This is a genomic window from Vibrio sp. B1Z05, assembly GCF_052955985.1.
Window position 1 is genome coordinate 139,623 of sequence record NZ_CP130463.1, and the last position, 24,903, is coordinate 164,525.

Consider the following 24,903-nt stretch of genomic DNA (forward strand, 5'->3'; position numbering starts at 1 on the left):
TTAATGCTTATTTTTCAACAAGCTAGAATGACCAGTTATTTAGTACGATTGGTGTTATTTTTGTGTTTCTTGCTGTAGACATCAAAGGTAAGTCTTACCATCAATCCGCCTTCGCTACGGTTGCTCATGTCTATCGTGCCATTGTGCTCAGCGATGATTCTTTTAACGATAGATAGTCCCAAACCTGTGCCTTCGCTGCCACGCGATGTATCACCACGGGTGAAGGGTTCAAATACTTTCTGCATTTGTTCATCATCAATGCCAGGGCCATTATCTTCGATGGTTACCCATACTTTATTGTGCAAAAAGCCAGTCTTGATACCAATCCAGTTATTGCCATAGCGCTTAGAGTTAACGATTAAGTTGCTCAAAGTCCGTCTTATCGGAATATAACTGGCGTAAATATCCGGCAAATCCGGTTGAAGCTGAACATCAAAGGTGTAATTAACAATGTCTTTATTCAGCTCGCTGTCCAACGTCTCATCTTCAATAGATCCGCCAGATTGGTAGATTTTTAGCGCCCATTCGAGCTCTTCAACCATGTTATTGAGGTTGAGGTTAGTAAAGTCGTTGCGATCAACCGGTTTTAAATAATCGATAAACTGCGCAATGATGTCATTACATTCTTCGATATCTTGAATCATGCCATCGGCTAAATAACTGTCTTGATCGGACATCATTTCAGTGGCAAGACGAATGCGTGTTAACGGCGTGCGAATATCGTGGCTGACACCGGCTAACATTAAGCGTCTATCGGTTTCGAGTTCTTCAATGCCGCGCGCCATTTTATTAAAGGATTTGGTTACAGCGCGAATTTCAGTAGTGCCATTTTCCGGTAACGGGTCGGGGATAACGCCATTACCGACACTGATTGCCGCCGATTCAAGATCTTTGAGAGGTCTATTTTGCCAACGAATAAAGCCCCAACCACCTAATATAAAGAAGATGGTTATAAGTAAGCTGTTGATAAATAGAGGTTTGAATTCATCTTGAGTGAGTTCTGTTAACGGGATTCTTAAAATCCAGTTGGGCATAACATCAAGTTTGATCCACAGTAGGTAACTTTGGCTGTCTCTTGCTAAGCGTGCTTCTGCGGGTGAGCCTATCTCTTCGGTGATTTCATCACTCATAAAATCAAGATAGAAGGCTTTTTGAAACTCTTCTTCAGCCACGCCTGCCATAGGGTGAACACTTACTCCAAGCCTAAGCAAAAGGGCTTGTCTTAGAGGACTAGTGCGCTCACTTTCAGGAATGCCAAGTTCTGATTCTTGACGAATTCGCGCGTACTCTTCGGTAACGAGGTTTATCTCGTACGAGAGTATGCGGTTGAACTGCTTAAGGCTGGGAAGTAATGCGTAATTAAAAATCGCGTAGTAAGAAAAGGCTTGGCTAGCAATCAAAAGAGCAATAAAGCCGATGATTGATTGAGTTATCGAACTACGCGATCGCATTAAATTATCCTAAAAATTATACTTTATTACCGTCTGGTACAAATACATAACCTAGGCCCCATACGGTTTGAATGTAGCGAGGGTGGCTAGGATCTTCTTCAAGGATACGACGTAGACGAGAGATTTGCACATCAATCGAACGCTCCATTGCTGAATATTCGCGTCCGCGAGCAAGGTTCATGAGCTTGTCACGAGACATAGGTTCACGAGCATTGGTCACTAGGATCTTTAATACCGCAAATTCACCAGAGGTAAGAGGGATAAGCTCTTCACCGCGATACATTTCGCGAGTACCTAGGTTGAGTGCAAATTCGCCAAATTCTACAATGGCTTCTTCTGAGCTTGGAGCTCCCGGAGCTTCAACAGATTGACGGCGCAGTACTGCTTTAGCACGTGCGAGCAGTTCTCTTGGGTTAAATGGTTTTGGTAAGTAATCATCGGCACCAACTTCTAGCCCGACAATTCTATCAATCTCATCACCTTTTGCCGTTAGCATTAGGATGGGTAACGTGTTGTTTGCGCTACGCAGACGGCGGCAGATGGATAGACCATCTTCACCCGGCAACATGAGGTCGAGAATCATTAAGTTAAAATTTTCGCGAGTTAACAGACGATCCATTTGATCGGCGTTAGCAACAGAGCGAACTTGGAACCCTTGTTCAGAAAGGTAGCGCTCAAGTAATGAACGAAGGCGAGCGTCGTCATCGACAACTAAAATTTTGAAGTTTTCTTGCATTGTATAGAACCTACTTAATCCAATTTTTAAATTTAAAAGTGGGAGTTGGCGAGTGCGAGCAAGTAGTCCGTCACTTTTGCAAATTCGCTCCTTATCACACCTGAATGATAATACTTTTGGAAATGTAACAAAGCTGAATCGATTATAGAGAGATAAAGTGTTAGATAATATTAACAGTATCTAATAAAAAATATTTTTATTGATGTAACTCATTATTTTTACTTGATTTTGTACCAATCAGGTATTTGGTAATTGATTTTGTTCACAAACCACTCTTTTGTGCCTTCTGGGGTTCTAACTTGTACTTCATCGTCCACTTCTTTTTTTAATAGAGCGCGCGCCATAGGAGAATCAATGGAGATATACTGCTTTACATCGTCGCCATAAATCTCATCGGGCCCGACAATGCGAAAGCGTTTTAGCTCACCTTGCTCGTTTTCTATTTCCACCCAAGCACCAAAAAACACCTTACCATCTTGAGCGCTAGCGTAGTCGACCACTTTAAGGTCGGGTAGTCTTTTGCGTAGATAGCGAACGCGACGATCAATTTGGCGTAATAAACGCTTATTGTACTGATAATCAGCGTTCTCGGAGCGGTCACCTAGGCTTGCTGCCCAGGTGACAATTTTGGTGACTTCTGGACGACGTTCGTGCCAGAGGTAGTCATGTTCTTGTTGTAGCTTGTTAAAGCCTTCTCGAGTGATTAAGTTCGTTTTCATCTAATAGTGTCGTTAATAATAAATACCTTATTTACCTAATAAATAGGTCTGGTCACTGCTGACTACAACCCCATATTTAAGGAAATTTTTACCTAATATCATGCTGTATTCAAAGCGGCTTCTATCTTGCAGGTTAACACGCACGCTTTGATTTACCTCACCAAGTTTGACATTCATGAGTACCACTGGGCGCTCATTGGGTTTTTCTCCTGCTTTGGCGCGAATACGCATTACATCGATCACTTCTTTAGTAAACTTTTGCGTAATCCCGTCTGAATTTTGGTAATCAAAGCTCACCATAGGCTTACCATTTTCTTCAAAGCGTTTGATGTTAAGAGCATTGATTGAACTAATGTCGGCACCGGTATCCAGTTTTACGGGGAAGGTTAGGTTTTCCACTTGCGCGGTTTCGATAAAGCCGGCGTGAAACAGAGGGTGTGGAGTGAGCAAGTCTTCGGTTCGGGTGTTAATCAGTACCCCTTGTTTGTGGAAAGCGCGGCCCATGGCAAAGTAAGGGTCACTGCCTTTATCTGTGGCTTCCAAAGCAAATTCTAATGTCATCTCTTTTCCGCCAATAGTGACAGCCTCTTTAAGTACAGGGCGGACGTTATCGCCAATGCGTATTTTTCGCTCCACTTTTTTGATGACTTTCCGGTCATTACCGTTAGTACTTGGGATGTAGAAACTGGCTTGTTCACCACTTTTGCCTTTGCTTAGCTCAAAGCTGTCCACAAATAATACTGGAGTATTGATGGCAAAAGAGGGTTTTGCATCGACAGGAGTGTTGTCGATATAAATCACTTCGTGCGGGGTCACCATTAATGGATTTTTGCTGTCCAGCAGCGAGCTCAATTTTTTGCTTTGAGTGTGCAGCACATGTTTGTCGCCGGTGTTAATCACAAAATATTTGCTGAGGGTATTTTTACCAAGGCGAAGTTGTGAGCTGTATTTAGAGCGGTCTTTAAGGTAAGCCAAAATTGGCGTTTTAAAATCACCTGCTGTTACTGGCACAAATACTAAAGGACGTTTTTCTCCGCCCACTCGGAGCATACGCTCTAATGGTAGAGTCAGCGTAGTGCTGATTTCTTTATTGCCTGTGTCGAAGGTGACGGTGTGTTTGTCTTGATCGACCTTGATATTAGTCGCGTGTATTTGGCTATAGCTATTGACCAGTGAGAAGCTGGTTTTTAACGAGATATCATCAATAAAAAAGGTTTCGCTGCGCCCGACAATGTGCGCGTCACTTTGTGATTGCAGATAATCATAACCGGCAAATACCCATGCATTTTTTTTAAGGAAAGTCTTACCGATCAGAATAGGAGCGGAGAAGTTACTTCTGTCGGTTAAGTTGACGTCGGTATCAACAGTTACCCCTGCAATTTGCAGAGGAATAGTAATTACGGGGCGATATAAAGGGATTTCACTGGTGCGACTGCGGATAACGCTGGTGCGAGCCAGTGGTCTTTCAAGAGCAATCACTTCCCCTGTGGTGGGGTGGCGAAGATCAAACTTCACAATACCTTGGATATTTCTTTCTGGGGTATCAAAACTTTCTAGCCACCAATTACTTTTAGGGCCGCCAAACTCATCGACGATGGTTTGCATCAACTCGGTATCTTGCAGTCCTTTATATTTGGAGTTGTTGCTGTATACGTGGATATTTTCAGCGTGCATAGAGGTGGTATCGGCACCGGTATCGATTTTGCCAATAAAGGCTTGTCCTTCAAGGGCATCAATATCTTGGTAATACACGTTTTCGACACGCCCTAATACAACCTTATCTTGCCATTTTAAGGCGGGGCTGGCGGTGGTATAAGCCTGCTTATTCTCATTCATCATGATTGAAGTGTCGTCTCCTTCGGCCAGCACAGGCAGGCTCGCTAAAGAGGCAATGAGCAATGACAGCGGCTTGGTTATATTTTTCATTATCAACATCCATGTCTAATCCAGTTTCTAGCAACTGAGTATTTGAAGAGTAACCTTGTTTAATTCTAACCAACAATCAGTAACTTGCAGGCAAATGTTAGGTTAAATCTTTAATTTAACTCGTTGACCACAGTTTATTGGGGCTAATCATTGTTTTGAGATCTGGTTTTTCTGACATTTGCCCCCATAGTTAGTTGCAAACATTAAGGAAATAAGTGAATTAAGATGAGTCAGACGATTTTTCAGATTATTGCCACTGAGCTAAACGTCTCCACCCAACAGGTGACGGCTACGGCCAACCTGATTGATGAGGGAAATACCGTACCGTTTATTGCTCGTTATCGAAAAGAAGTAACCGGTGGGCTTGATGATACCCAATTGCGTACTCTAGACAGCCGTTTGACTTACCTTCGTGAGCTTGCCGATCGCAGACAAGCGATCCTTAAATCTATTTCTGAGCAGGGGAAACTGACGACAGAATTAGAAAAAGAGATCAATCAGGCTGACAATAAGACTCGTCTTGAAGATCTTTACCTGCCGTACAAACCAAAGCGTCGCACTAAAGGTCAAATTGCAATTGAAGCTGGATTGGAGCCGCTAGCGGATGCCATCTGGAATAACGCTTCTTTGGTGCCAGAAACCGTGGCGCAGGATTACTTAAACCCAGAGCAAGGTGTTGTTGATACTAAAGCGGCGCTAGATGGTGCAAGAGCCATAGTGATGGAGCGTATCGCTGAAGATGCCGATCTATTGGAAAAACTAAGAGCGTATCTTAATAAACATGCTCAATTACAATCTCGCGTTGTATCTGGAAAGGAAGCCGCAGGTGAGAAATTTAAAGACTACTTTGAGCATGATGAAGCCATTAGTCGCGTTCCATCGCACCGTGCGCTAGCTATGCTTCGTGGCCGTAATGAGGGCTTTTTACAGCTGTCATTAAATGCCGATCCTGCGCAAGACCCTTCTATTCGCAGTTCATATTGCGAAACAATCATTGCCGATCACTACCGCATTTCATTGAGTGATGCTCCTGCTGATACTTGGCGTAAGCAGGTGATTAGCTTTGCGTGGCGGGTAAAAGTATCCATGCATTTGGAAACAGAGCTGATGTCAGCGATGAAAGAGCGTGCCGAAATTGATGCGATTGAAGTGTTTGCGACTAACTTAAAAGATTTGTTGATGGCGGCACCAGCAGGGCCTCGCGCCACTTTAGGTTTAGATCCTGGTTTAAGAACAGGCTGTAAAATTGCCGTGGTCGATGGCACAGGCAAGGTATTGGCTACAGAGGTGATTTATCCGCACGCACCGCAAAAGCAATACGATAAATCGTTGCAAATCATCGACCGCTTAATCAAACAACATAATGTTGATTTGGTGGCGATTGGTAATGGCACCGCTTCTCGTGAGTCAGATAGCTTTATTGGTGAGCTGATTAAAAATGGCACTAAGGTGCAAAAAATAGTGGTGAGTGAAGCGGGCGCTTCGGTGTATTCAGCTTCTGAGCTCGCTGCCAAAGAATTCCCGAATATGGATGTTTCTTTACGTGGCGCGGTTTCTATCGCCAGACGCCTGCAAGATCCGTTGGCAGAGCTGGTTAAGATTGATCCTAAATCTATCGGTGTGGGCCAATATCAACATGATGTGGGTCAATCCTCACTGGCAAAACGTCTAGATGCTGTTGTTGAAGATTGTGTGAATGCAGTGGGTGTGGATGTGAATACAGCCTCTGCTGCTTTGCTTAATCGTGTGGCGGGATTATCGACGACATTGGCACAAAACATTGTGGCTCATCGTGATGAAAACGGCCGCTTTGAAAGCCGTGCTAGCCTTAAGAAAGTGGCGCGTATGGGGCCAAAAGCCTTCGAACAAAGTGCAGGTTTCTTGCGTATTATGAATGGTCGTAATCCATTAGATGCTTCTTCTGTTCACCCAGAAGCTTACCCAGTAGTCAAAAACATTGCTGAGAAAACCAGTAAGCCAATCTCAAACTTGATTGGCGATAGCGGCTTTTTAGGTAAGCTAAATGCCATCGACTTTATTGATGATAAGTTTGGTTTGCCTACGGTTACCGACATTATTAAAGAGCTAGATAAACCGGGACGCGATCCAAGACCTGAATTTAAAACCGCGACTTTTGCTGAGGGAATCGACAAGGTTTCTGATTTAGAAGTGGGAATGGTGCTCGAAGGTGTGGTTTCCAACGTGGCTAACTTTGGCGCTTTTGTGGATATCGGCGTACACCAAGATGGATTGGTGCATATTTCGGCACTGACCGATAAATACGTTTCTGATCCTCGTGAGGTGGTAAAAGCGGGCGATATTGTGAAGGTTAAGGTAATGGAAGTGGATATTCAGCGTAAGCGTATTGCACTGTCTATGCGCCTAAATGATCAGCCGGGTCAAGATAATCGCACCAGTCGCGGGCAGGCTAATAAAGACAATAAACGTCCAGCGCGCAATGAGCGCCGTGATAACCGTTCGTCTGCAGGCTCTAGTCTGGGTGGCGGTTTAGGCGGCGCGATGGCGGCAGCATTTGCCAATGCAGATAAGAAGCGTCGTTAAAAATCGTTTACTTTTAGAACTTAATAAGAGCCTCAATTGAGGCTCTTATTATTTCGATAGTGATTTGTTCAAGGTTCGCTAAGCTTTCGCATACTCATCGCTATTTACTATCCAACGTTCAATGATCTGCTGGGCATTTTCTGGATATTGCTGGTGAATATAGCGCGCCATTTTTTGCACTTGCGGCACTAAATGTTGGTCGCGCATCAGATCGGCAATTTTAAAGTCGGCGATACCGGTTTGCTTGGTGCCAAGCAGTTCACCCGGACCGCGAATTTCTAAGTCTTTTTGCGCAATCACAAAGCCATCATTACTTTCTCTGAGTACCCCTAACCGCTTTTGAGCGGTTTTAGATAAAGGCGCATGATAGAGAAGCACACAATGACTGGCGACGGTTCCACGTCCAACGCGGCCGCGTAATTGGTGTAATTGTGCTAGTCCGAGACGTTCTGGGTTTTCGATGATCATTAAGCTGGAATTTGGCACATCTACGCCCACTTCAATCACGGTGGTAGCGACCAAAAGTTGTAATTCATTGGCTTTAAACTGCTGCATGATGGCTTGTTTTTCAGCGGGCTTCATTCGCCCATGCACCAGTCCCACCTTTAGCTCCGGTAATTTATCAGTGAGTTCTTCGGCTATTTCAGCAGCGGCTTGAGCTTCTAATACTTCGGACTCGTCAATTAGCGTACACACCCAGTACGCTTGCTTACCTTCATGCGCGCAAGCAACTCGGATACGTTCAATAATATCGGCGCGCTTAGTATCGGGTATGGCAACGGTTTGAATGGGCGTTCTTCCCGGTGGCAGTTCATCAATAATCGAGGTTTCAAGATCGGCATAAGCAGTCATGGCTAAGGTTCTTGGAATTGGTGTGGCAGTCATGATTAATTGATGAGGGTAGAACCCTGCCACCGCACCTTTTTCTCGAAGCTCTAGACGCTGGTGGACGCCAAAACGGTGCTGTTCATCAATGATCACTAAAGAGAGGTTATGGAATTTCACCTGCTCTTGGAATAAAGCATGCGTACCGATCACCATTTGTGCTTCGCCACTGGCAATGGCATTCAGTTGTGCTTGTTTGGCTTTGCCGGTGACTTTACCCGCCAGCCAACCAACCTTTATACCCAGTTGCTCAAACCAAGCGGTAAAGTTGATGGCGTGTTGCTCAGCCAATAGTTCGGTTGGTGCCATCATTGCCACTTGATAGCCTTGTTCGATGGCGGTGACGGCGGCAAGTGCTGCTACCAGTGTTTTGCCTGACCCCACGTCGCCTTGTACTAAACGCATCATTGGATGGGGTTTTAGAAGATCGCCTTCGATCTCGTTAACAACCCTAGTTTGTGCCTTGGTCGGGGAGAAGGGCAGTAAATCCAGCAGTTGCGCTTTTAAGCGATTTGATGCGGGCAGTGCAATTGCATCATCAAGCTGTCCTTTGCTTCTGAGCGCTAGCATCGATAGGTTTTGGGCTAATAGCTCTTCGATGATCAAGCGCAGCTGTGAGGGGTGACGACCTAAATCGAACTGCTCCATGTTTATTTCTGGAGAGGGGCGATGCACAATGTGCAGGGCTTGATTTAGGGATAATTGTGCATCATACAACCCGTCGGGCAGTAACTCGTTCACCGCTGATTTATCTAACAGCTCTAACGCTTGATCAGTGAGGTTGCGTAAAGTGAGTTGGCGCAGACCTTCAGTTGTTGGGTAAACAGGGGTCAAACTGGATTCGGTCGTCACCGTTTTACCTTCATTAAAAAATGAAAAATCAGGATGAACGATCTCTAAACCTTGATTACCGCGTTTGATCTCGCCATAAGCGTGTACCCATTTGCCTTCACTGAAATTATTTTTCATTCCGGCGGTAAAGTTAAAAAATCGCAATGTGATAGTGCCATTTCCATCACTGATTTTTACGGTGAGCATTTTTCTTCGAGCAAAAACAGTATCCGCCGTCATAACTTTGCCTTGCACTCCCGCCCATAGGCCAGCGTGCAAACTTATCATCGGATAAACGCGAGTTCGGTCTTCATAACGGTGCGGAAGATGAAATAAAAGGTCTTGAATAGAGATAAGGCCGACCTTAGCCAGCTTTTCAGCGACCTTTGCCCCAACGCCATTTAAGGAAGTCAGTGGGATTGCAGATAAGAGTTGCGACATTCTGACCTCGGTAAGTAAATGATTTATATCAGTATGATGATGAATTCCAAGCTATATTAGGCTAACAATTTGCGCTAGCCAAACACAAATAGTCGTCAAGCTAAATTAAATATAGGTCTGATAGCTAATTAGTGGTTGTAGGGTGTAGGATTTCTGGTAACATACGCGCACTATTTTTGAACAAAAATCAGCTCTGCTCAAAAAAGATCACCAAATTCTGTAAAAAGGATCTGTTCGGGTCTTGAGCAATTCTCGTCAAGTTAGTATAATACGCGACCTTTGATAGCCTTGTATGGATTTTCCATAATGGTTTTCGGCCTCACTAGAGAGGTTCGGCCACCAAGGTTGATATCGAGCTGAAACGATTTGGAGAAGACATTCATGTCCCGAGTATGCCAAGTAACTGGTAAGCGTCCTGTAACGGGTAACAACCGTTCTCACGCACGCAACGCTACTAAGCGCCGTTTTCTGCCGAACCTACAAACTCATCGTTTCTGGGTAGAGAGCGAAAAACGTTTTGTTAAACTACGTCTAACTGCTAAAGGCATGCGTATTATTGATAAGAAAGGCATCGATGCTGTTCTTGTTGATATCCGTGCACGTGGCGAAAACGTTTAAGAGGAATTGAGCAATGGCTAAAGGCATTCGCGAAAAAATTAAACTTGTTTCTTCTGCTGGTACAGGTCACTTCTATACTACAGATAAAAACAAACGTAACATGCCGGGCAAATTTGAGATCAAGAAATTTGATCCAGTTGTTCGTCAACACGTTATGTACAAAGAAGCTAAAATCAAGTAATTGATTTAACACTTCTTTACGCAGAACATAAAAACCCAGCACTTGTTGCTGGGTTTTTTTATGCCTAGAAAACGTTAGAATGATGATTCCATAAAATGAATTGAGCGATGCATGCCAGAGTTACCAGAAGTTGAAGTATCCCGCATGGGGATTAGCCCGCACATTACAGGTCAAACGATCAAAAAAATTGTAGTGCGTCAGCCAAAACTACGTTGGCCTGTGCCAGAGCAACTGCAACAACTCAGTGGTGTGGTGATTGAAGCGGTCACTCGCCGTGCTAAATATCTTCTACTGCATACCGCCAATGGTTGTATTGTGGTGCATTTAGGTATGTCGGGTTCATTAAGGATTCAAGATGACGGTGTGCAGGCAAGCAAACATGATCACGTTGATCTTATTTTGCAAAATGGCAAGTTATTGCGCTATAACGATCCGAGACGGTTTGGATCTTGGCTGTGGATCGAAGCCGGTGAATCACTGTCTATTTTAGATAACCTTGGGCCGGAACCCCTTAGTGATGACTTCTGCTCTGAACATATCATCGCTCTGGCAGCGAAAAGGCGTATCGCCGTAAAGCAATTCATTATGGATAATAAGGTTGTGGTAGGCGTAGGTAATATTTACGCTAACGAATCTTTGTTTAATGCTAAAATTCATCCATTGAGACCCGCTAACTCATTGACACATAAAGAGTGGGATGACCTGGTTAAAGAAATAAAACAAGTGCTTAGCAACGCCATAAAACAAGGCGGAACCACGCTTAATGATTTTGCTCAGCCAGACGGTAAGCCCGGTTATTTTGCTCAAGAGCTACAAGTTTATGGCAGAGCTGGACAAGAATGCCCGGTCTGCGCAACGAACATTAGCCAAAAGATGGTTGGGCAAAGAAATACATTTTGGTGTGAAACATGCCAACAGAAGGAAACAGCATGAAATATTTAGTCACCGGAGCTGCAGGCTTCATTGGTAGTGCAGTCGTCGAGCGCTTAACGCAAGCAGGACATGATGTTGTCGGTATCGATAATATGAATGACTATTACCAAGTTTCTCTAAAGGAAGATCGCTTAAAGCGTATTGAACATGACAAATTTACCTTTAAGCTGCTTGATTTAGCTGATCGTGAAGGCATTGCTGCGCTATTTGCTGAAGAGCAATTTGATAAAGTGATTCACTTGGCCGCGCAAGCAGGCGTGCGTTATTCCATTGATAATCCGCTAGCGTATGCCGACAGTAACCTTATCGGGCATTTGACTATCTTAGAAGGTTGTCGTCACCATAAGATCAAACACCTTGTGTATGCCTCTTCTAGTTCAGTTTACGGCTTGAACAAAAAAATGCCGTTTGATACTGCAGATTCAGTCGATCACCCGGTATCACTTTACGCAGCAACTAAAAAATCCAATGAGCTGATGGCTCATACTTACTCGCATCTCTATGGCGTACCTACAACAGGATTAAGATTTTTCACTGTTTATGGCCCATGGGGACGTCCTGATATGGCGCTATTTAAGTTCACTAAAGCTATCGTAAATGGTGATGCAATTGACGTGTACAACAACGGCGATATGCAGCGTGATTTCACCTATATTGATGATATTGTTGAAGGTATCCTGCGTATTCAAGACGTAATCCCTGAGGCGAATGCCGACTGGAATGTTGAACAAGGTTCTCCTGCAACCAGCTCTGCGCCATACCGAGTGTATAACATTGGTCACGGCAGCCCAGTGAAGCTGATGGAATATATTGAAGCGCTAGAAGAGGCTTTGGGTATTGAAGCGAAGAAAAACTTCATGCCAATGCAACCAGGTGATGTGTATGCCACTTACGCTGATACAGCAGACTTGTTTAAATCGACCGGTTACAAGCCTGAAGTGAAGGTGAAAGAGGGCGTACAAGCTTTTGTTGATTGGTACAAAGCTTATTACACCCTATAGTCTGGTATTAGGTTTAGTTCTTGCTTCTTGCTTCTTGATTCTTGGTTCTTTTAGTTGGAATAAAAGAATAGAAGAGCTAAACCTTTTCTTTAATGCGTTTAAATACCGAAGACGGCACAAAACCTTCCACATCCCCACCGTGAATCGCAACTTCCCTAACAATGGTTGACGACAGAAAGGCAAACTCTTCAGACGGCGTTAAGAAGATACTTTCTAATGTCGGCATCAGTTTTCGGTACATGCTAGTTAGACCAAACTCATATTCAAAATCCATCGTAGTACGCAAACCTCGAATAAGCAGGTTCGCTTGCTTTTGCTTGGCAAATTCAATTAGTAACCCAGAAAAGCCTTCCACTTTGACATTGTTTAGATGCACGACAGATTCTTGAAGCATGGCTACCCGTTCTTCTAGGGTGAACATTGTATTTTTACTTGGACTGGCGGCAACACATACTGTGACTTGCTCAAAAAGATTGGCTGCGCGGGTGATAATGTCTAAATGACCATTGGTTAAAGGATCAAAAGTGCCAGGGTAAAGGACATGGTTTTTCATAAATTAATTCTTCTCTAATGCTCTATCGAGTAGGTGGCAGACTTGTTCGGTACTAATTGCAATCATTAGATCATCGCCTTTCGCGCGAGTTCCCCAAGGAATGTCCGACAGTGACTTATTAGTTTGCTGTTGAATATGCTCATCATAGGCATTCGCTACCAGTTCCAGACTATTATAGGGGCCAGTGCGTCGCGGATCGCTGTGAGCATAAAGCCCTATCACAGGCGTGCCTTGCGTAGTGGCTAAATGAGCGGGTCCTGAATCGGGTGCGAGTACTACGCTCGCTTCATTAAGTACTGCAGTCAGTTGTTTTAATGAGGTTTTCCCCACCATGTTATTCACATCACCTTGCATCAAGTGAGCAATGTTTTCGGCTAATTTGATTTCCCTGTCAGCAGGTGAGCCACACAGTATGACTTGCATGCCTTTGTCTATTGCATAATCAGCGACGGCAGCATAGCGCTCAGTTAACCAGTTGCGGCTATCTTTACTTGCTGCGGCAGAAATCACTAACGTTGGCTGGTTATTGATAACATTTTTAGCAAATTCAGTGTCGTCATGGCTAACGGGAATGTGCCATTGCGGAGCCCGAAACGGAACCCCAATGTATCGCGCAAAATCAGCAAAATTATCTAAAACATGAAAGCTTTGTGAGTTTGGAATGTGTTTGTTAGTAAACAACCACTGACCTTCTTTGGTTCTATTCTTACCAAAGCCGATTTTATAATCCGCTTTAATGCCAAAGGAGAGGGCGCTTGCTCGAAGTGCGGCTTGCATATGTAGCAAAGCATCAAAGCGAGTCGATGACAGCTGTTTCCACACGGCCTTCATACCTTTAAATCCGAGCTTTTTATCGAACACCACAATTTCAATGTTGGGTAAATCACCGATAAGCTGAGCTTCAATTTTTCCGCAAATCCAAGTGATCTTAGTGCTTGGCCAATAGTTTTGGATTGCCTGTACAACAGCGATAGCATGGCAAACATCACCGATGGCAGAAAGGCGAAGAATACAGAGTGATTTTGGTGGTGATTTAAACAGTGTCATGCAATTGGCTCATAAAGGAGATAGATAAATTATGCAGGTGCTAGAGTTAATTGTAAAATCAGGAAAGAATTGAATTGATTGGGGTTGTAGATTGGAAACATTAAATAATGGGTCAGAAGTCATTTGGTATGAGCCTAGCTTACTCAATGTCCCACCAGAAATGTGTTTTGAAGCCCCATATTGGTTTGTGCAGGACAAAATAACCGGTAGCGCAAAAGGCCGAGGCACCACTTGGTTTGTACAACTTGATGGTTTACAAGCCGCACTGCGTCATTATCGTCGTGGCGGACTGTTTGGCAAATTAGTCAAAGATCAATACTGGTTTTCTGGTTGGCAGAACACCCGTAGCTATCAAGAGTATAAATTGCTACAGCATCTGCGTCAGCAAGGAGTTAACGTCCCCAGACCCATTGCCGCTAAGGCCGATAAATTTGGCCCTTTTTATACTGCGGATTTATTGAGTGAAAGAATACCGAATGCTCAAGACTTAGTGGCACAGCTACAACACTCACCGGTGAGTTCTGAGATATACCAATCCATTGGCAGGCAAATAAGCAAGCTTCATCAAGCACAAGTTAATCACACCGATCTTAATATCCACAATATCTTGCTCGATAGTAGTGATCAGGTATGGATCATAGATTTTGATAAATGCTATCAACAGGCTGGTGATGATTGGAAGCAGGCAAATTTAGAAAGATTAAAGCGCTCATTCCTAAAGGAAGTACAGCGCTTTTCGATTCACTGGCAAGAGAGTGATTGGGAGCAGTTATTGCTTGGTTATCACGCTAGAGAGGGCCTCTAAGGTTTTGGCTACCGCGCCTTGGTTTTGCGCGACCACTTTTAATGCATTTTCGCCCATTTGTTCAGATAACGTAGAGTCACTTAATAAGCGAACGAGCTGATGATTGATCTCGTCAGCAGAGTGACAAATAACTAAAGCTTGCTCTTTGATTAATTGATGTGTGATTTCTTTAAAATTAAAGAAACTAGGGCCATTTAGTATAGGCTTTCCGAGTGCAGCCGGTTCTAGCACATTATGCCCTCCTACTTTATCGCCGATAAGGCTTCCGGCCATAAAGCAAATGTCGGCTGCACTAATGAAGGTGAGCATTTCTCCCATAGTATCGCCAAGATAAACTTGAGTCGTTGAGTCTATTTTATTTTCACTGGTTCGACGTACGACATTGAAGCCATATTCTTCCCCAAATTTAGCGACGCCTTCAAATCTTTCTGGGTGACGAGGAACTAAAATTAGCAATGCTTCGGGATAGGCTTGTAATAGCTTTTGATGAGCATCATAAAGTATCGCATCTTCTCCTTCATGGGTGCTGGCTGCAACCCAGATAGGTCTATTTATCCCTAATTGATGACGAAGTGTTAAGGCATTTTCATGAACAGTGTTCGGTATAGATATGTCAAATTTTAGAGAGCCAGTAACGGATGATTTTTCAGGTAAAATACCTAATGATTTGAATCTCTCTGCATCAGCCTGATGTTGACAAAGAATTTGGTCAAGGTTTTGTGAAATAAGATTAAATACAGATTGGAACTGGCGATACCGTTGACATGAGCGTTCGGACAGGCGAGCGTTGATAACTGAAATTGGAATATTGCTATTCGCTACCGCTTGTAATGTATTTGGCCATAGCTCTGTTTCCATGATTAGCATACATTTTGGATTAGCGGTTTTTAGAAACCGACTGACACACCAGGAAAAATCAATAGGAATAAACCTGTGTTCAGCAATGTCATCGAGTTTAGCCGCTTGTTCTGCACCCGTGGTGGTGGTGGTGGTGATTAATATATCTTGATCAGGGTACTTTGCTTTAATTGCTCTTATTAGTGGGGTAGCTGCAATAGTTTCTCCAACAGAAACGGTATGGATCCAGATTGGTTTTTTTCCGACTAAAGCAGGGCAGGAACCAAAGTATTCAGTCCAGCGACTTCCTACGCTAGGTTTCCCATTCTTCGATTTGAGTAAAGTGTATAATAGCACTGGTGATAATATTATAAGAGCTATGTTGTAGAGTATTCTGATCAAACTAATGGTCTTAATAGAGTAAGCTTAAAGTGTAGTTTGAAAGGTTATGGAGTAAAATCAAGTATTTTTAGCTTTATGGCGGTTTAGAAAGGCATTTGCTCTTTTCAAGCTAGAAAACTTGCTGGATAGTCCTCTTTCTCACTATCAGGGAAGTATGAATACGGTATAAATTTAGCCATTGTAGGCTTACATAAGTCAGTTTAGATGGAGTACAGACTTTGCATATATGTCATGTCAACTTAGCGTCAGGCTTTAGTGGTGGAGAACGACAAACCCTTGAAATGATAAAGCAGCAGTTGAAATTGGGTGTCAAGCTGAGTGTAGTTGCAAACCCCTACAGCCCATTTTTTTCAGAAGTAAAAGCGTTAGGGTGTAAAGTTTTTGTAGCGAAGAAATTTTGGAATGCTCATCTTCAAGTGAAAAGTGAACATTTTGATGTTATCCATGTACATGATGGAAAAGCAGTGCATTGGGCTTATATACAGAATTTGTTAAGTAAAACTCCGTACATAATAACGAGAAGAATTGATAATCCTTTAAAAAGTAAATCATATCGCCAGTATCGTAAAGCCGCAGCCTTAGTTGGCTTAAGCACGGCAATTTGTCAGCAGCTAAAAGAAGTTAGCGCAGAGACTAAAATAGAAAAAATTCCTAGCTCTCCAATTGATTACCCATCGGATACACGCAAGATTCAGGATATAAAAGCTCGTTTTGGCAACAGAGCTTTAGTTATTCAAGCTGCAAATATGTATGAGCACAAAGGTTTTGATGTATCGATTAAAGCAGCTGAAATAGTAGAGAAAATAGCGCCAGAGATTCAATTTGTTTTCCTCGGTGACGGCCGTATGAAAGCAACGTTAGAGCTCCAAGCGAGTCACCTTTCCAATGTCTGTTTTGTGGGAAAGCAATCGAATATGGGAGACTGGTTTTCAGCAGCAGATCTGATGATACATCCAGCTTATAGCGAAGGGTTAGGTTCGGTGATTTTAGAGGCCCTTCATTGCCACTTACCTGTTATCGCAACAAGAGCTGGTGGGATACCTGACATTATTGATGACGGTATTAATGGCTTTCTCGTTGATATTGGTGATGCGAAGTCTTTGGCGGAGAAAGTACAGCTTGTTCTGAATGAAAATGAATTAAAACAACAGCTTATTGATAATATAGAGAGTAGCCTAGAAGAATTTCGCATTGAAAATACAGCCCAAAAATATATGACAATATATAGGGCACTGTAAGAAGGTTATTAGTGCTAAGCGGATGAAGCGTAAATTTAAAATAATTAAATATAGGAGTTTGTCTCATCCCCGTTGGGATTGTTAATATTATATATTTATCCCAAAGAAAAGGGGAATATTGATATATAGTGCGATTAGAAAGTATTTGGGTGAAACCTTTCATGAATTAGCGAAACGTAAAGGTATTGTGATTGAGGAGGGGCATCTGATGAAAGACTATGTTCATTTGTGTATTAGTGTTCCACCAAAATATGCAGTTTCGAACGTGGTCGGGTATCTAAAGGGAAAAAGTGCCATTTCAATAGTAAAGAAGTTTAGAGGCAGACAGTGGAACTTCAATGGAGAGCATTTTTGGGCAAGAGATTACTTCGTCTCAGCAGTAAGTAAGGTTGGATTAGCAGATGGTTCTTGATTACATTAGAAATCACGAACAAGAAGATGAGCATCGTGATCAATTGACGTTCGGAATTTAGCGCCTTGGGCGCTTACCTAAGCTCTTTGAGGGTGTCATATAAGCCTCTGGCTCAGCCGGAGGTCATTCAATACCCCTGTTTTATGTTTATTTTTACCGGGAGAGCCACATCGAACTTTCCCGCAAGGAGGGAAAGTTTGGGATATTATTCATCATGACAATCCGTCAGAACTTAAAGTTACTGAAGTCTTGAGGGTTGCAGGTAAGCTATTGAAGTAATGAAACTATTTTAGCTTATGATTGGGCTTTATCTTTTTTGGACTCTTCTCTGACCCACAAATCAGCGTAACGAGTAAATACGGTGTTTGCGCTTAGTATCGCAAGCAGTAGTCCATGTTTTCCATCTAGGAATCCAAGCTTTAAAATGTACATTTTTATAAACCTAAAAAATGCATGTGATATCGCTTTTCCTAGACTTGAACGCTTTTTACCTTCTCTTTGATCTGCCCATGATTTGATATATAGATTTGTTTTTGAAGTATATTGAGACAAACTATCAATAGTGAAGTGCAATAGATCGCCTTCCAATTCGATAACCTTATGCCCCTTAGGAAGCTCTACTTTTTCATGAACTTGTGCATCATTATAAGTTGTTAATGTTCTTGGATAAAGACGAACAATTCTGTCTGGATACCAGCCTGAATGACGGATAAATTTACCAAATGCCCAAGTAAGTCGATTTATTGAATAGCAGGTATTAAGATCGGATTGCTTGATGACATTTTGAATTGAATTTTTTAGTTGATCACTAACGACTTCATCAGAATCGATCGCTAATACCCAATCAGTTGTGAGGTATGTTTGGGCGACTTGTCGTTGTATACCAAATCCTTCCCAGTCATGCTTACTCTGGATATTGCTAGTATACTCTTTTGCTATGCTAAGGGTGTCGTCGGTACTTCCTGAGTCGAGTATTGCGATATCATCAGTCCATCCAGAAACCGATTCTAGGCATTCTCGTAACGTTTTTCCGGCATTTTTAGTGATTAAAAGTATACCAATTGTCGACATTTCTTATTCGCTCTACTCTTTATGTATACGGTATTATACAATAAAGTTCGATCTTTAGAGTAGTGCTGAGGGAAGTATGTCTCGCCGAAAATTGTTATTTAGTCTAACTGTAATGGGATAATAGCCCGATGGAACGCTTTTTAGAAGCTTAAAGACAGAATGAATAATTGTGGTTGATTAGCGAAACTTTACAATAGCGAAACAAGAGATCATAAAATATATTGTAGGCTACTACAGTCAACTGAGGTCGTATCAGTATAACGATGCTTTAACCCCGAATGAGTCGGAACGGTTGTATTGGAAGACCACTAAGAAAGTGGCCAGTTTTTTGAGAACTACACTTTAATGTGAAGACATCAACCAAAAATGGGCTGCTGACATCACATATTTAGCAACAAGCGAAGGTTGGATGTATTTTCCCTAGACTGCAGTTGATAATAGTAAATGTTATATCATATTATGATATACTACTCTTTAGTATCAAGTTATGTAGTGCACAGTAAACTGAGTCGCAAAAGATATAGAATGAAAACGTTTGTTATTTCACTTAAGAACTCACCTCGTCGAGAACGGGTAAAAACTCTTCTAGGAGAGACTAATCTTAAGTATCAATTTTTTGATGCTATATCAACTAAATCCTCTATCTTTCATATGCATAATCGAGCTAACCCTACCAAGACTTTTTGGAGAAAAGGCTTTATATTAAAAGACACTGAAATTGCTTGCTTTGCTAGTCATTACTTATTGTGGCAAAGGTGTATTGCGTTGGATGAGCCTATAGTCATATTCGAAGATAATTTTGAGTTGATAGAAGGTGCAGTATTGCACACTGAAAATGCATTCAGTCATATTAATAAGTATGGCTATATTAAGCTTTCAACAACAGAAAATATAAATAAGCCACCAATATTCCATAAAATAGAAGATATCGATGACTTAGTTGGTATTGGGTATTACAATCAAGAAACCGCTGGAACAACAGCATATATTATTTCGCCTAAAGTGGCAAAATCTCTAATTGATGGAGCTAGTGAGTTTATTGATCCTGTTGATAATTATATGGAAAAACCATGGTTACATGGTGTCCAAACATTTGCTGTATTCCCTAATGTTTTCTATCGAGCGAATATTCCTTCTGAAATAGGGAAGAGAAAGGATAAAAGCAATCGCTTTATCTTAGCTAGAATTAGTAAAGAAATATATAGAACCTACGAATTATTAAAAAGGAAATTAACTTGGCATAAGTGATAGTTTATTTTTTAAATCTAAGCTTCAACTTTTGCCACTGATATAGTGTACCTATAATTCCGAGATGTTTACTTTTTAAAAAGTATTCATGTTTGGGTTTCTTCCAACTATGTTGGAACCAATGGATTAAATACGTTTCTTTAGGTGTGTTAAATAATGATTTGTCTCCTTTATATGGGTAGAAGAAGGAGGTAGGGAAAATTTCAATATTATTATTTGAAGTGGAATTTAGAATGTTAGTCATTATTTTAGGCCCAAGAAACTCGCTAGATGACATAATTTCATTTTCATAGAATGAAACTAAATCATTTATCATTTTTGAACCTTTAATTGAGTAAATTACCGCTGTTCCAATTTGATTATTATCATTTTCATAACCTACAGCAAAATCAATATTTTCAAATAATTCAAATGGGTTCTTTTCAATCGTTACATCTGTATCTAAATACAAACCACCATATTCTTGAAGTATTTTTAACCTTAAGTAGTCTGTAACAAATGCATATAATTTTCTTTTATGGCATTCTCGAGCAAATTCACAGTTTTTAATCCAACTTTTAATTTTAGGGTCATTTTCTAACCAGAGCTTACTAAAGTAGCCTTGTTTTTTCCAATCATTTATACAGATTAAAGGTAAAGGAGGAATGTTTTTTCCAAGCCAAATTGCATGTATAGTATATTTTTCCATTATCTTTCTCTATTGTATATTATCTCAGTATTCAATATATACGATCATAATTGTATAAAATAATCAATATGATCTAATACGGATTTTTCTAAACTAAAGTTTTTCATCATAATTTCTTTTGATATTTTGCCTAGTTTAACTAAATCTATTTTGCAGGAAATAAATCGTTGTATAGCTAAATGTAATGACTCTGCATCACCAGTTTCTATAACTTGACCGTTTTTGTCACTAATCAGTTCTGATGAACCTCCCGCAGTAGTAACTATTGATGGCTTCGATGCAACCATTGCCTCAATAATTGTTTTTGGAAGCCCCTCCCCACTTATTGATGGTTGAATCTGAAAATCAGCCATAGCCATTAGGTTTGAAATATCTTTTCTAAACCCTAAAAAGTGTATGCGTTGTGCCATTTTTGATTGTTTAGCTTGTTCGGCAAGTGCTTCCATACCATTTCCAGCTAAAACTAGATGAAAATCAGGGTTATCGATATCCTTGACTGCTTCTAGTAAAACATGAACGCCTTTTGAGGGGCGTGAGTTAGCGACACATATTCCTACTTTAGCTCGTTGTGGAATACCTAAAGTTGAGCGATCTGTTGGTGTTGCATTGTACCAATTAATATCATGTCCTTTGTAAATTGTGACGACATTTTGTCTATTTCTCCAAACTTTTTTTAGTACATCCTGTCGGACAGCTTCGCTTACACAGATTACACCATCAATGCGTGGATGGAGAATTGTCAGATATGCGGAAGGATCATGACGATATAATCCCCCAGTTGTCCCCCTGTATGCAATAAGCTTAACTTTCGAGCCTATTGCAGCAAAAGCGGCATTTGGAATAGTTTTTGAGTTAAAGGCGTAACATATTTCAATTTGTTTTTTAGAAATTACATGTTTAAGAGTTCGTATTGTATTTAGGCAAATCTTTTTTGTTGGATAAGCATCAATAACATCAATGCCGTGTTCTTTAAATCGCTGAACATACTCTGCATCACCTTGAGTAGCAATGGTAATATTATGTCCTTGTTTAGCTAACTCAATAAAAACTTCAGCTTCTGGCCTTACTGCATGCCAGCTGTTTTTATATGAGCTACAGATTAATATATTCATACATGTTCCTCTGTATAATGCTGACTATAGGCATAAAATAAAACAGTAAATGCAATGTAAAATAGCATTCCAGACTGATGATTTATGAAGTTCTGGGTGAGGCTATATCCCAGTATTGAAGTAATGTGAACTATACCTAGTAACGAGTATATATTATTATTCACTTGATAACCTTTGATAAATACGAATAAAGGTAAGCAGAAAAACAACAATAAAATAGCTATGCCTATGACTCCCTTTATTGAGGCCTCTTCTATGTAACTATTGTGAAGACGTGAGTGGCGAAGAATAACTTTACTTGCCCAACCATCTTTAATTGCTTCTAGTTTACTTTGATAACGATTTTCATAACCAGTACCAAAGATAGGATTATGGATAAAGGCATGTACTCCTCCTTTCCATAGATCGAAACGGGTGCCAACAGAAGTACTGGGATTATTATTAGCTATATAGTTATCAATATCATTAACAGCTAACTCAACTCTCTTTTCTACCATCGGGTAGCTTAAAAAAACCACAACAGTGATACCTAAAAGAGCTGTAATTTTTAGCTTATTATTTATATGTTTTCTATAGCACCATAAGATAAATAATAGAATAAAAGGACTTAGTACCCAACCACCTCTAGCACCGGAGATAAGGCTAGCGAATATGCCAGAGGCAGCAGCAATAAAAGCCATTAGAGTTACTATATTAGAGCTATTTTTCCGTTTGAGATAAAAAGCAATAACTAAAGAAAATAACCCCATACTCATTGCAATATTTCCTGATTGGATAACCATAAATCGCCAGACGGCTAAGGGTCTTACATGCAAGATTAGGTGATGATAAAGCGCGACGCCGCCAACTACGATTGAGCCTGTAATAATACCGTATATTAATACTTTACGGTTGGGTTTTGCGTGTAATAATAATAGTAAGGTAGGTAAGATCAGAATAGCTCGACTTGGGGCATCGAGGTTTCCAAAGCTTCCTCCTTTTAACAGCAATGATATAAGGGTACATGCGAAGTAAGCAAAAAAACTTAATCCGATTAGTTTTGCATTTCTATCAAATTTACTTTTATCACACCAGTAGGCACATATTAAGCCTATCACCATAAAGGGAAGGATAGCGAAGGAGTAACTTTTTCCATAAGCAAGAAGTGACGCTGGGATTATAAAACAGAAAAAACTATTAATTAAAGATAAATTAAACATGGGCTATTCTTCTGAATATAGTTTCAGGAAGTATCTCTTGTAAGCACTTTAAATGACCTAGCGGGCATTCTCGTTTGAAGCAAGGACGACATTCGATATCGGTGTTAATAATATCGATTTGAGTAGCTAATGGTGGAGTATAGTTTGGTGAGGTTGAGCCATAAATACCTATTACATGGCAACCAGTTGCGGCGGCTACATGCATTAATCCAGAGTCGTTACTGACAACGTGCTGGCACAAGGAAAGTAAGTCTACAGCTTCTTCTAGTGAGGTTTCACCTGCAAGGTTTTTGATATGTATTTTATATTCAGTAGATTGTGACTCTAGAATCTCTGTCGTTGTACTAGAGTCTTTTTCAGAGCCAAATAGCCAGACTTGGAAACCGTTTTCAAGTAATTGCTTTGCTAGAGTTGCATAATGTGCGGTGGGCCATTTTTTTGCTGGGCCAAACTCGGCTCCTGGACATAGACCGACAATAGGCATGTCAGAATTTAGGTTAAACTTTAAAGCTGTGTTACGTACAACCTCTTCATTAAGCGCTAATTTAGGCCATAAAATATTATTTAGTCCTCCTAGGCTAGACGAGTCCAGCATTTTTTCTTTAGGGTAAGCTAATGCTACATACCTTTCTGCCATAAAAGTAAATGACTTCTTATTTTCTCGTAAGTCATTCAGTAGCCCGTAGCGAATTTCCCCTTTCCACCCTATCCGTGAAGGGATTGCAGCGAAGAAGGGTATAAGTGCAGATTTAGCTGAATTTGGTAGTACATAAGCATGGGTATAATGTTTATTTCGTAGTGCTGTACCTATTTTATATCTTTCTATTATCTTTAAGGCACCGTGCCCAAGAGGCATTTCAATAGCCTGATTAACTTCCGGCATGCGAGATAATATTGGTTTACACCATGCGGGTGCGAGTACATCGATAATAGCGTCAGGGTTTTGCTCTTTTAACGTACGATAAAGCGACTGGCTCATCACCATATCACCCACCCAAGAAGGACCAATTATTAGTATTTTTTTCATTGAGATTAATTGCTCACAGGATTGTTGTAGATATATGTCCCATCTTGCTGGGAAAGTAGTAGTTTTAAATTCCACATATACTGTTCAGGCTTATCTTCGCAACACTGTTCAATAAACTTATTCATCGCCAAAGCATCCCCTTCCGGTGAAGTTGTGGGGAAGTTTTCTAGGGCAGGGTATACGTCAATTTCAAATTTACCAGTTTCAGCATTAAATTCAGTCCATAGCGGGACGACTTTAGATTTTGTGGCTTTAGCTAAGAACCCCATGACAGGAAGCGTTGCTTTGGTTGTGGCACAAAAATCAACAAAGACACTTTTATCTGGGCCATGATCTTGGTCAGGTAAAAAATAGCCAGTATAGCCATCATTGATGGCTTTGATGAAAGGTTTTATGCCTCCAGAACGTTCATAAAGGCGACCGCCATAATGCTTGCGCTGCTTAGACATTGCCCATTCGCTAAGCTGATTTTTTTGGCTCTTGACCATGGTACACATAGGGTACCCTTTTGATGCAAGTAGCATTGCGAATACATCAACAGACCAAGTGTGAGGAACCAAGAAAATGACATTTTGCTCGGCTTCTTTTAGCTTAGTGAAATGCTCTATACCATTAACGACTGTATTGCGGTCTAGCCAATTTCGGCTGCGCAATGTTAGTAATGGAAAGCGCATTAAATACGTTCCTGCAGTAGTCAGCATCTTAGAGATAATTTGTTCTCTTTTGCTGCTAGGCATGTCTGGATAGCAATAGCTAAGATTAACTCTTGCTCTTTGTGCTTGCCCACGCGTTTTTGCACTAATCTTTTTAGCCGCATACGAAGCTAACTTGCGATGCAGTGCAATAGGTAAAAAGCTAAATGGAATAGAAAATAGAATCCCTAGCCAGGTCGTCCAGAATTTAGGCGCAAGAAAAGACCATTTAAACTCTGGGTTATAGGCTTTGGGATCAAAATCATTACGAGTTTCTTTCATTGTTCT

Annotated in this window: 22 protein-coding genes and 2 pseudogenes; 10 read left to right on the forward strand and 14 right to left on the reverse strand. The window is 41.2% G+C overall.

Features of this window, described 5'->3' with window-relative positions; all coding sequences use genetic code 11:
- Positions 1 to 35 precede the first annotated feature (35 nt).
- The 4 genes from envZ to QV280_RS00675 form a co-directional block, all read right to left on the reverse strand.
- Positions 36 to 1,451: a two-component system sensor histidine kinase EnvZ gene (envZ, locus tag QV280_RS00660; protein ID WP_023402381.1), complete on the reverse strand. Its 1,416-nt coding sequence runs from the start codon at positions 1,449 to 1,451 to the stop codon at positions 36 to 38.
- Positions 1,452 to 1,467: 16 nt separating this feature from the next.
- Positions 1,468 to 2,187 carry an osmolarity response regulator transcription factor OmpR gene (gene ompR, locus QV280_RS00665; protein WP_023402382.1) on the reverse strand — a complete coding sequence of 240 codons (720 nt, stop codon included), beginning with the start codon at positions 2,185 to 2,187 and terminating at the stop codon, positions 1,468 to 1,470.
- 218 nt (positions 2,188 to 2,405) lie between these two features.
- The gene (gene greB, locus QV280_RS00670) at positions 2,406 to 2,906 is read right to left on the reverse strand and encodes a transcription elongation factor GreB (RefSeq protein ID WP_023402383.1); all 501 of its coding nucleotides are present in this window, start codon (positions 2,904 to 2,906) and stop codon (positions 2,406 to 2,408) included.
- Positions 2,907 to 2,933: 27 nt separating this feature from the next.
- Entirely contained in the window at positions 2,934 to 4,832 is a 1,899-nt protein-coding gene (locus QV280_RS00675; protein WP_023402384.1) for an ATP-dependent zinc protease family protein, read from the reverse strand.
- 225 nt (positions 4,833 to 5,057) lie between these two features.
- On the opposite strand from QV280_RS00675, the gene QV280_RS00680 reads away from it, so the two are divergent.
- Positions 5,058 to 7,394: a Tex family protein gene (locus QV280_RS00680; RefSeq protein ID WP_152822152.1), complete on the forward strand. Its 2,337-nt coding sequence runs from the start codon at positions 5,058 to 5,060 to the stop codon at positions 7,392 to 7,394.
- A gap of 78 nt (positions 7,395 to 7,472) precedes the next feature.
- Here the strand turns inward: QV280_RS00680 and recG are convergent, their stop codons facing one another.
- The gene (gene recG, locus QV280_RS00685) at positions 7,473 to 9,551 is read right to left on the reverse strand and encodes an ATP-dependent DNA helicase RecG (RefSeq protein ID WP_152822154.1); all 2,079 of its coding nucleotides are present in this window, start codon (positions 9,549 to 9,551) and stop codon (positions 7,473 to 7,475) included.
- A 381-nt stretch (positions 9,552 to 9,932) separates the two neighbouring features.
- Between recG and rpmB the strand changes: the two genes are divergently transcribed.
- The 4 genes from rpmB to QV280_RS00705 all read left to right on the forward strand — a co-directional run bounded on the left by rpmB (position 9,933) and on the right by QV280_RS00705 (position 12,284).
- Complete coding sequence (gene rpmB / locus QV280_RS00690; RefSeq protein ID WP_004728407.1) at positions 9,933 to 10,169, forward strand: 50S ribosomal protein L28; 237 nt, start codon at positions 9,933 to 9,935, stop codon at positions 10,167 to 10,169.
- 13 nt (positions 10,170 to 10,182) lie between these two features.
- Entirely contained in the window at positions 10,183 to 10,350 is a 168-nt protein-coding gene (gene rpmG, locus QV280_RS00695; protein WP_017029383.1) for a 50S ribosomal protein L33, read from the forward strand.
- Between the two features lie 111 nt (positions 10,351 to 10,461).
- Positions 10,462 to 11,283 (forward strand): bifunctional DNA-formamidopyrimidine glycosylase/DNA-(apurinic or apyrimidinic site) lyase, encoded by an 822-nt coding sequence (gene mutM / locus QV280_RS00700; protein WP_152822156.1) that lies wholly within the window; start codon positions 10,462 to 10,464, stop codon positions 11,281 to 11,283.
- Positions 11,280 to 12,284, forward strand: coding sequence for an NAD-dependent epimerase (locus QV280_RS00705; protein WP_152822158.1), 1,005 nt, complete (start codon positions 11,280 to 11,282; stop codon positions 12,282 to 12,284). Before mutM ends, QV280_RS00705 begins: the two co-directional genes overlap by 4 nt.
- A 76-nt stretch (positions 12,285 to 12,360) precedes the next feature.
- Here QV280_RS00705 and coaD read toward each other — a convergent pair whose 3' ends face one another.
- Together coaD and QV280_RS00715 are read right to left on the reverse strand one after the other, a co-directional pair.
- Positions 12,361 to 12,837 carry a pantetheine-phosphate adenylyltransferase gene (gene coaD, locus QV280_RS00710; protein WP_021714245.1) on the reverse strand — a complete coding sequence of 159 codons (477 nt, stop codon included), beginning with the start codon at positions 12,835 to 12,837 and terminating at the stop codon, positions 12,361 to 12,363.
- 3 nt (positions 12,838 to 12,840) lie between these two features.
- Complete coding sequence (locus tag QV280_RS00715) at positions 12,841 to 13,884, reverse strand: glycosyltransferase family 9 protein (protein WP_152822160.1); 1,044 nt, start codon at positions 13,882 to 13,884, stop codon at positions 12,841 to 12,843.
- A gap of 91 nt (positions 13,885 to 13,975) precedes the next feature.
- Between QV280_RS00715 and QV280_RS00720 the strand changes: the two genes are divergently transcribed.
- The gene (locus QV280_RS00720; protein ID WP_152822162.1) at positions 13,976 to 14,689 is read left to right on the forward strand and encodes a 3-deoxy-D-manno-octulosonic acid kinase; all 714 of its coding nucleotides are present in this window, start codon (positions 13,976 to 13,978) and stop codon (positions 14,687 to 14,689) included.
- On the opposite strand, the gene waaA is transcribed toward QV280_RS00720, so the two are convergent.
- Positions 14,654 to 15,928, reverse strand: coding sequence for a lipid IV(A) 3-deoxy-D-manno-octulosonic acid transferase (gene waaA, locus QV280_RS00725; protein WP_152822164.1), 1,275 nt, complete (start codon positions 15,926 to 15,928; stop codon positions 14,654 to 14,656). The two genes, QV280_RS00720 and waaA, sit on opposite strands and share 36 nt — an antisense overlap.
- A gap of 218 nt (positions 15,929 to 16,146) precedes the next feature.
- Here waaA and QV280_RS00730 point away from each other — a divergent pair, with 218 nt between their 5' ends.
- Both QV280_RS00730 and tnpA read left to right on the forward strand, forming a co-directional pair.
- Entirely contained in the window at positions 16,147 to 17,166 is a 1,020-nt protein-coding gene (locus tag QV280_RS00730) for a glycosyltransferase family 4 protein (RefSeq protein WP_152822166.1), read from the forward strand.
- 91 nt (positions 17,167 to 17,257) lie between these two features.
- A pseudogene (gene tnpA, locus QV280_RS00735) lies at positions 17,258 to 17,639 on the forward strand (IS200/IS605 family transposase).
- A 233-nt stretch (positions 17,640 to 17,872) separates the two neighbouring features.
- Here tnpA and QV280_RS00740 read toward each other — a convergent pair.
- On the reverse strand, positions 17,873 to 18,649 hold the full coding sequence (locus QV280_RS00740) for a glycosyltransferase family 2 protein (protein ID WP_152822168.1): 777 nt from the start codon (positions 18,647 to 18,649) through the stop codon (positions 17,873 to 17,875).
- 113 nt (positions 18,650 to 18,762) lie between these two features.
- Here QV280_RS00740 and QV280_RS00745 point away from each other — a divergent pair.
- Both QV280_RS00745 and QV280_RS00750 read left to right on the forward strand, forming a co-directional pair.
- Positions 18,763 to 18,995, forward strand: a pseudogene (locus QV280_RS00745) (IS3 family transposase); the annotation flags it as partial.
- A gap of 179 nt (positions 18,996 to 19,174) precedes the next feature.
- Positions 19,175 to 19,897 (forward strand): glycosyltransferase family 25 protein, encoded by a 723-nt coding sequence (locus tag QV280_RS00750; protein ID WP_152822170.1) that lies wholly within the window; start codon positions 19,175 to 19,177, stop codon positions 19,895 to 19,897.
- A gap of 4 nt (positions 19,898 to 19,901) precedes the next feature.
- Here QV280_RS00750 and QV280_RS00755 read toward each other — a convergent pair whose 3' ends face one another.
- Genes QV280_RS00755 through lpxM form a run of 5 tightly spaced genes read right to left on the reverse strand, consistent with a single transcriptional unit; the run spans position 19,902 to position 24,897 of the window.
- Positions 19,902 to 20,585, reverse strand: a complete 684-nt coding sequence (locus tag QV280_RS00755; RefSeq protein ID WP_152822172.1) for a glycosyltransferase family 32 protein — start codon at positions 20,583 to 20,585, stop codon at positions 19,902 to 19,904.
- Between the two features lie 44 nt (positions 20,586 to 20,629).
- On the reverse strand, positions 20,630 to 21,697 hold the full coding sequence (locus tag QV280_RS00760) for a glycosyltransferase family 4 protein (RefSeq protein WP_152822174.1): 1,068 nt from the start codon (positions 21,695 to 21,697) through the stop codon (positions 20,630 to 20,632).
- Entirely contained in the window at positions 21,694 to 22,896 is a 1,203-nt protein-coding gene (locus QV280_RS00765) for an O-antigen ligase family protein (RefSeq protein ID WP_152822176.1), read from the reverse strand. Before QV280_RS00765 ends, QV280_RS00760 begins: the two co-directional genes overlap by 4 nt.
- The gene (gene waaF / locus QV280_RS00770; protein WP_152822178.1) at positions 22,889 to 23,923 is read right to left on the reverse strand and encodes a lipopolysaccharide heptosyltransferase II; all 1,035 of its coding nucleotides are present in this window, start codon (positions 23,921 to 23,923) and stop codon (positions 22,889 to 22,891) included. Before waaF ends, QV280_RS00765 begins: the two co-directional genes overlap by 8 nt.
- A 5-nt stretch (positions 23,924 to 23,928) precedes the next feature.
- Positions 23,929 to 24,897: a lauroyl-Kdo(2)-lipid IV(A) myristoyltransferase gene (lpxM, locus tag QV280_RS00775; RefSeq protein WP_152822180.1), complete on the reverse strand. Its 969-nt coding sequence runs from the start codon at positions 24,895 to 24,897 to the stop codon at positions 23,929 to 23,931.
- Positions 24,898 to 24,903: the final 6 nt, after the last annotated feature.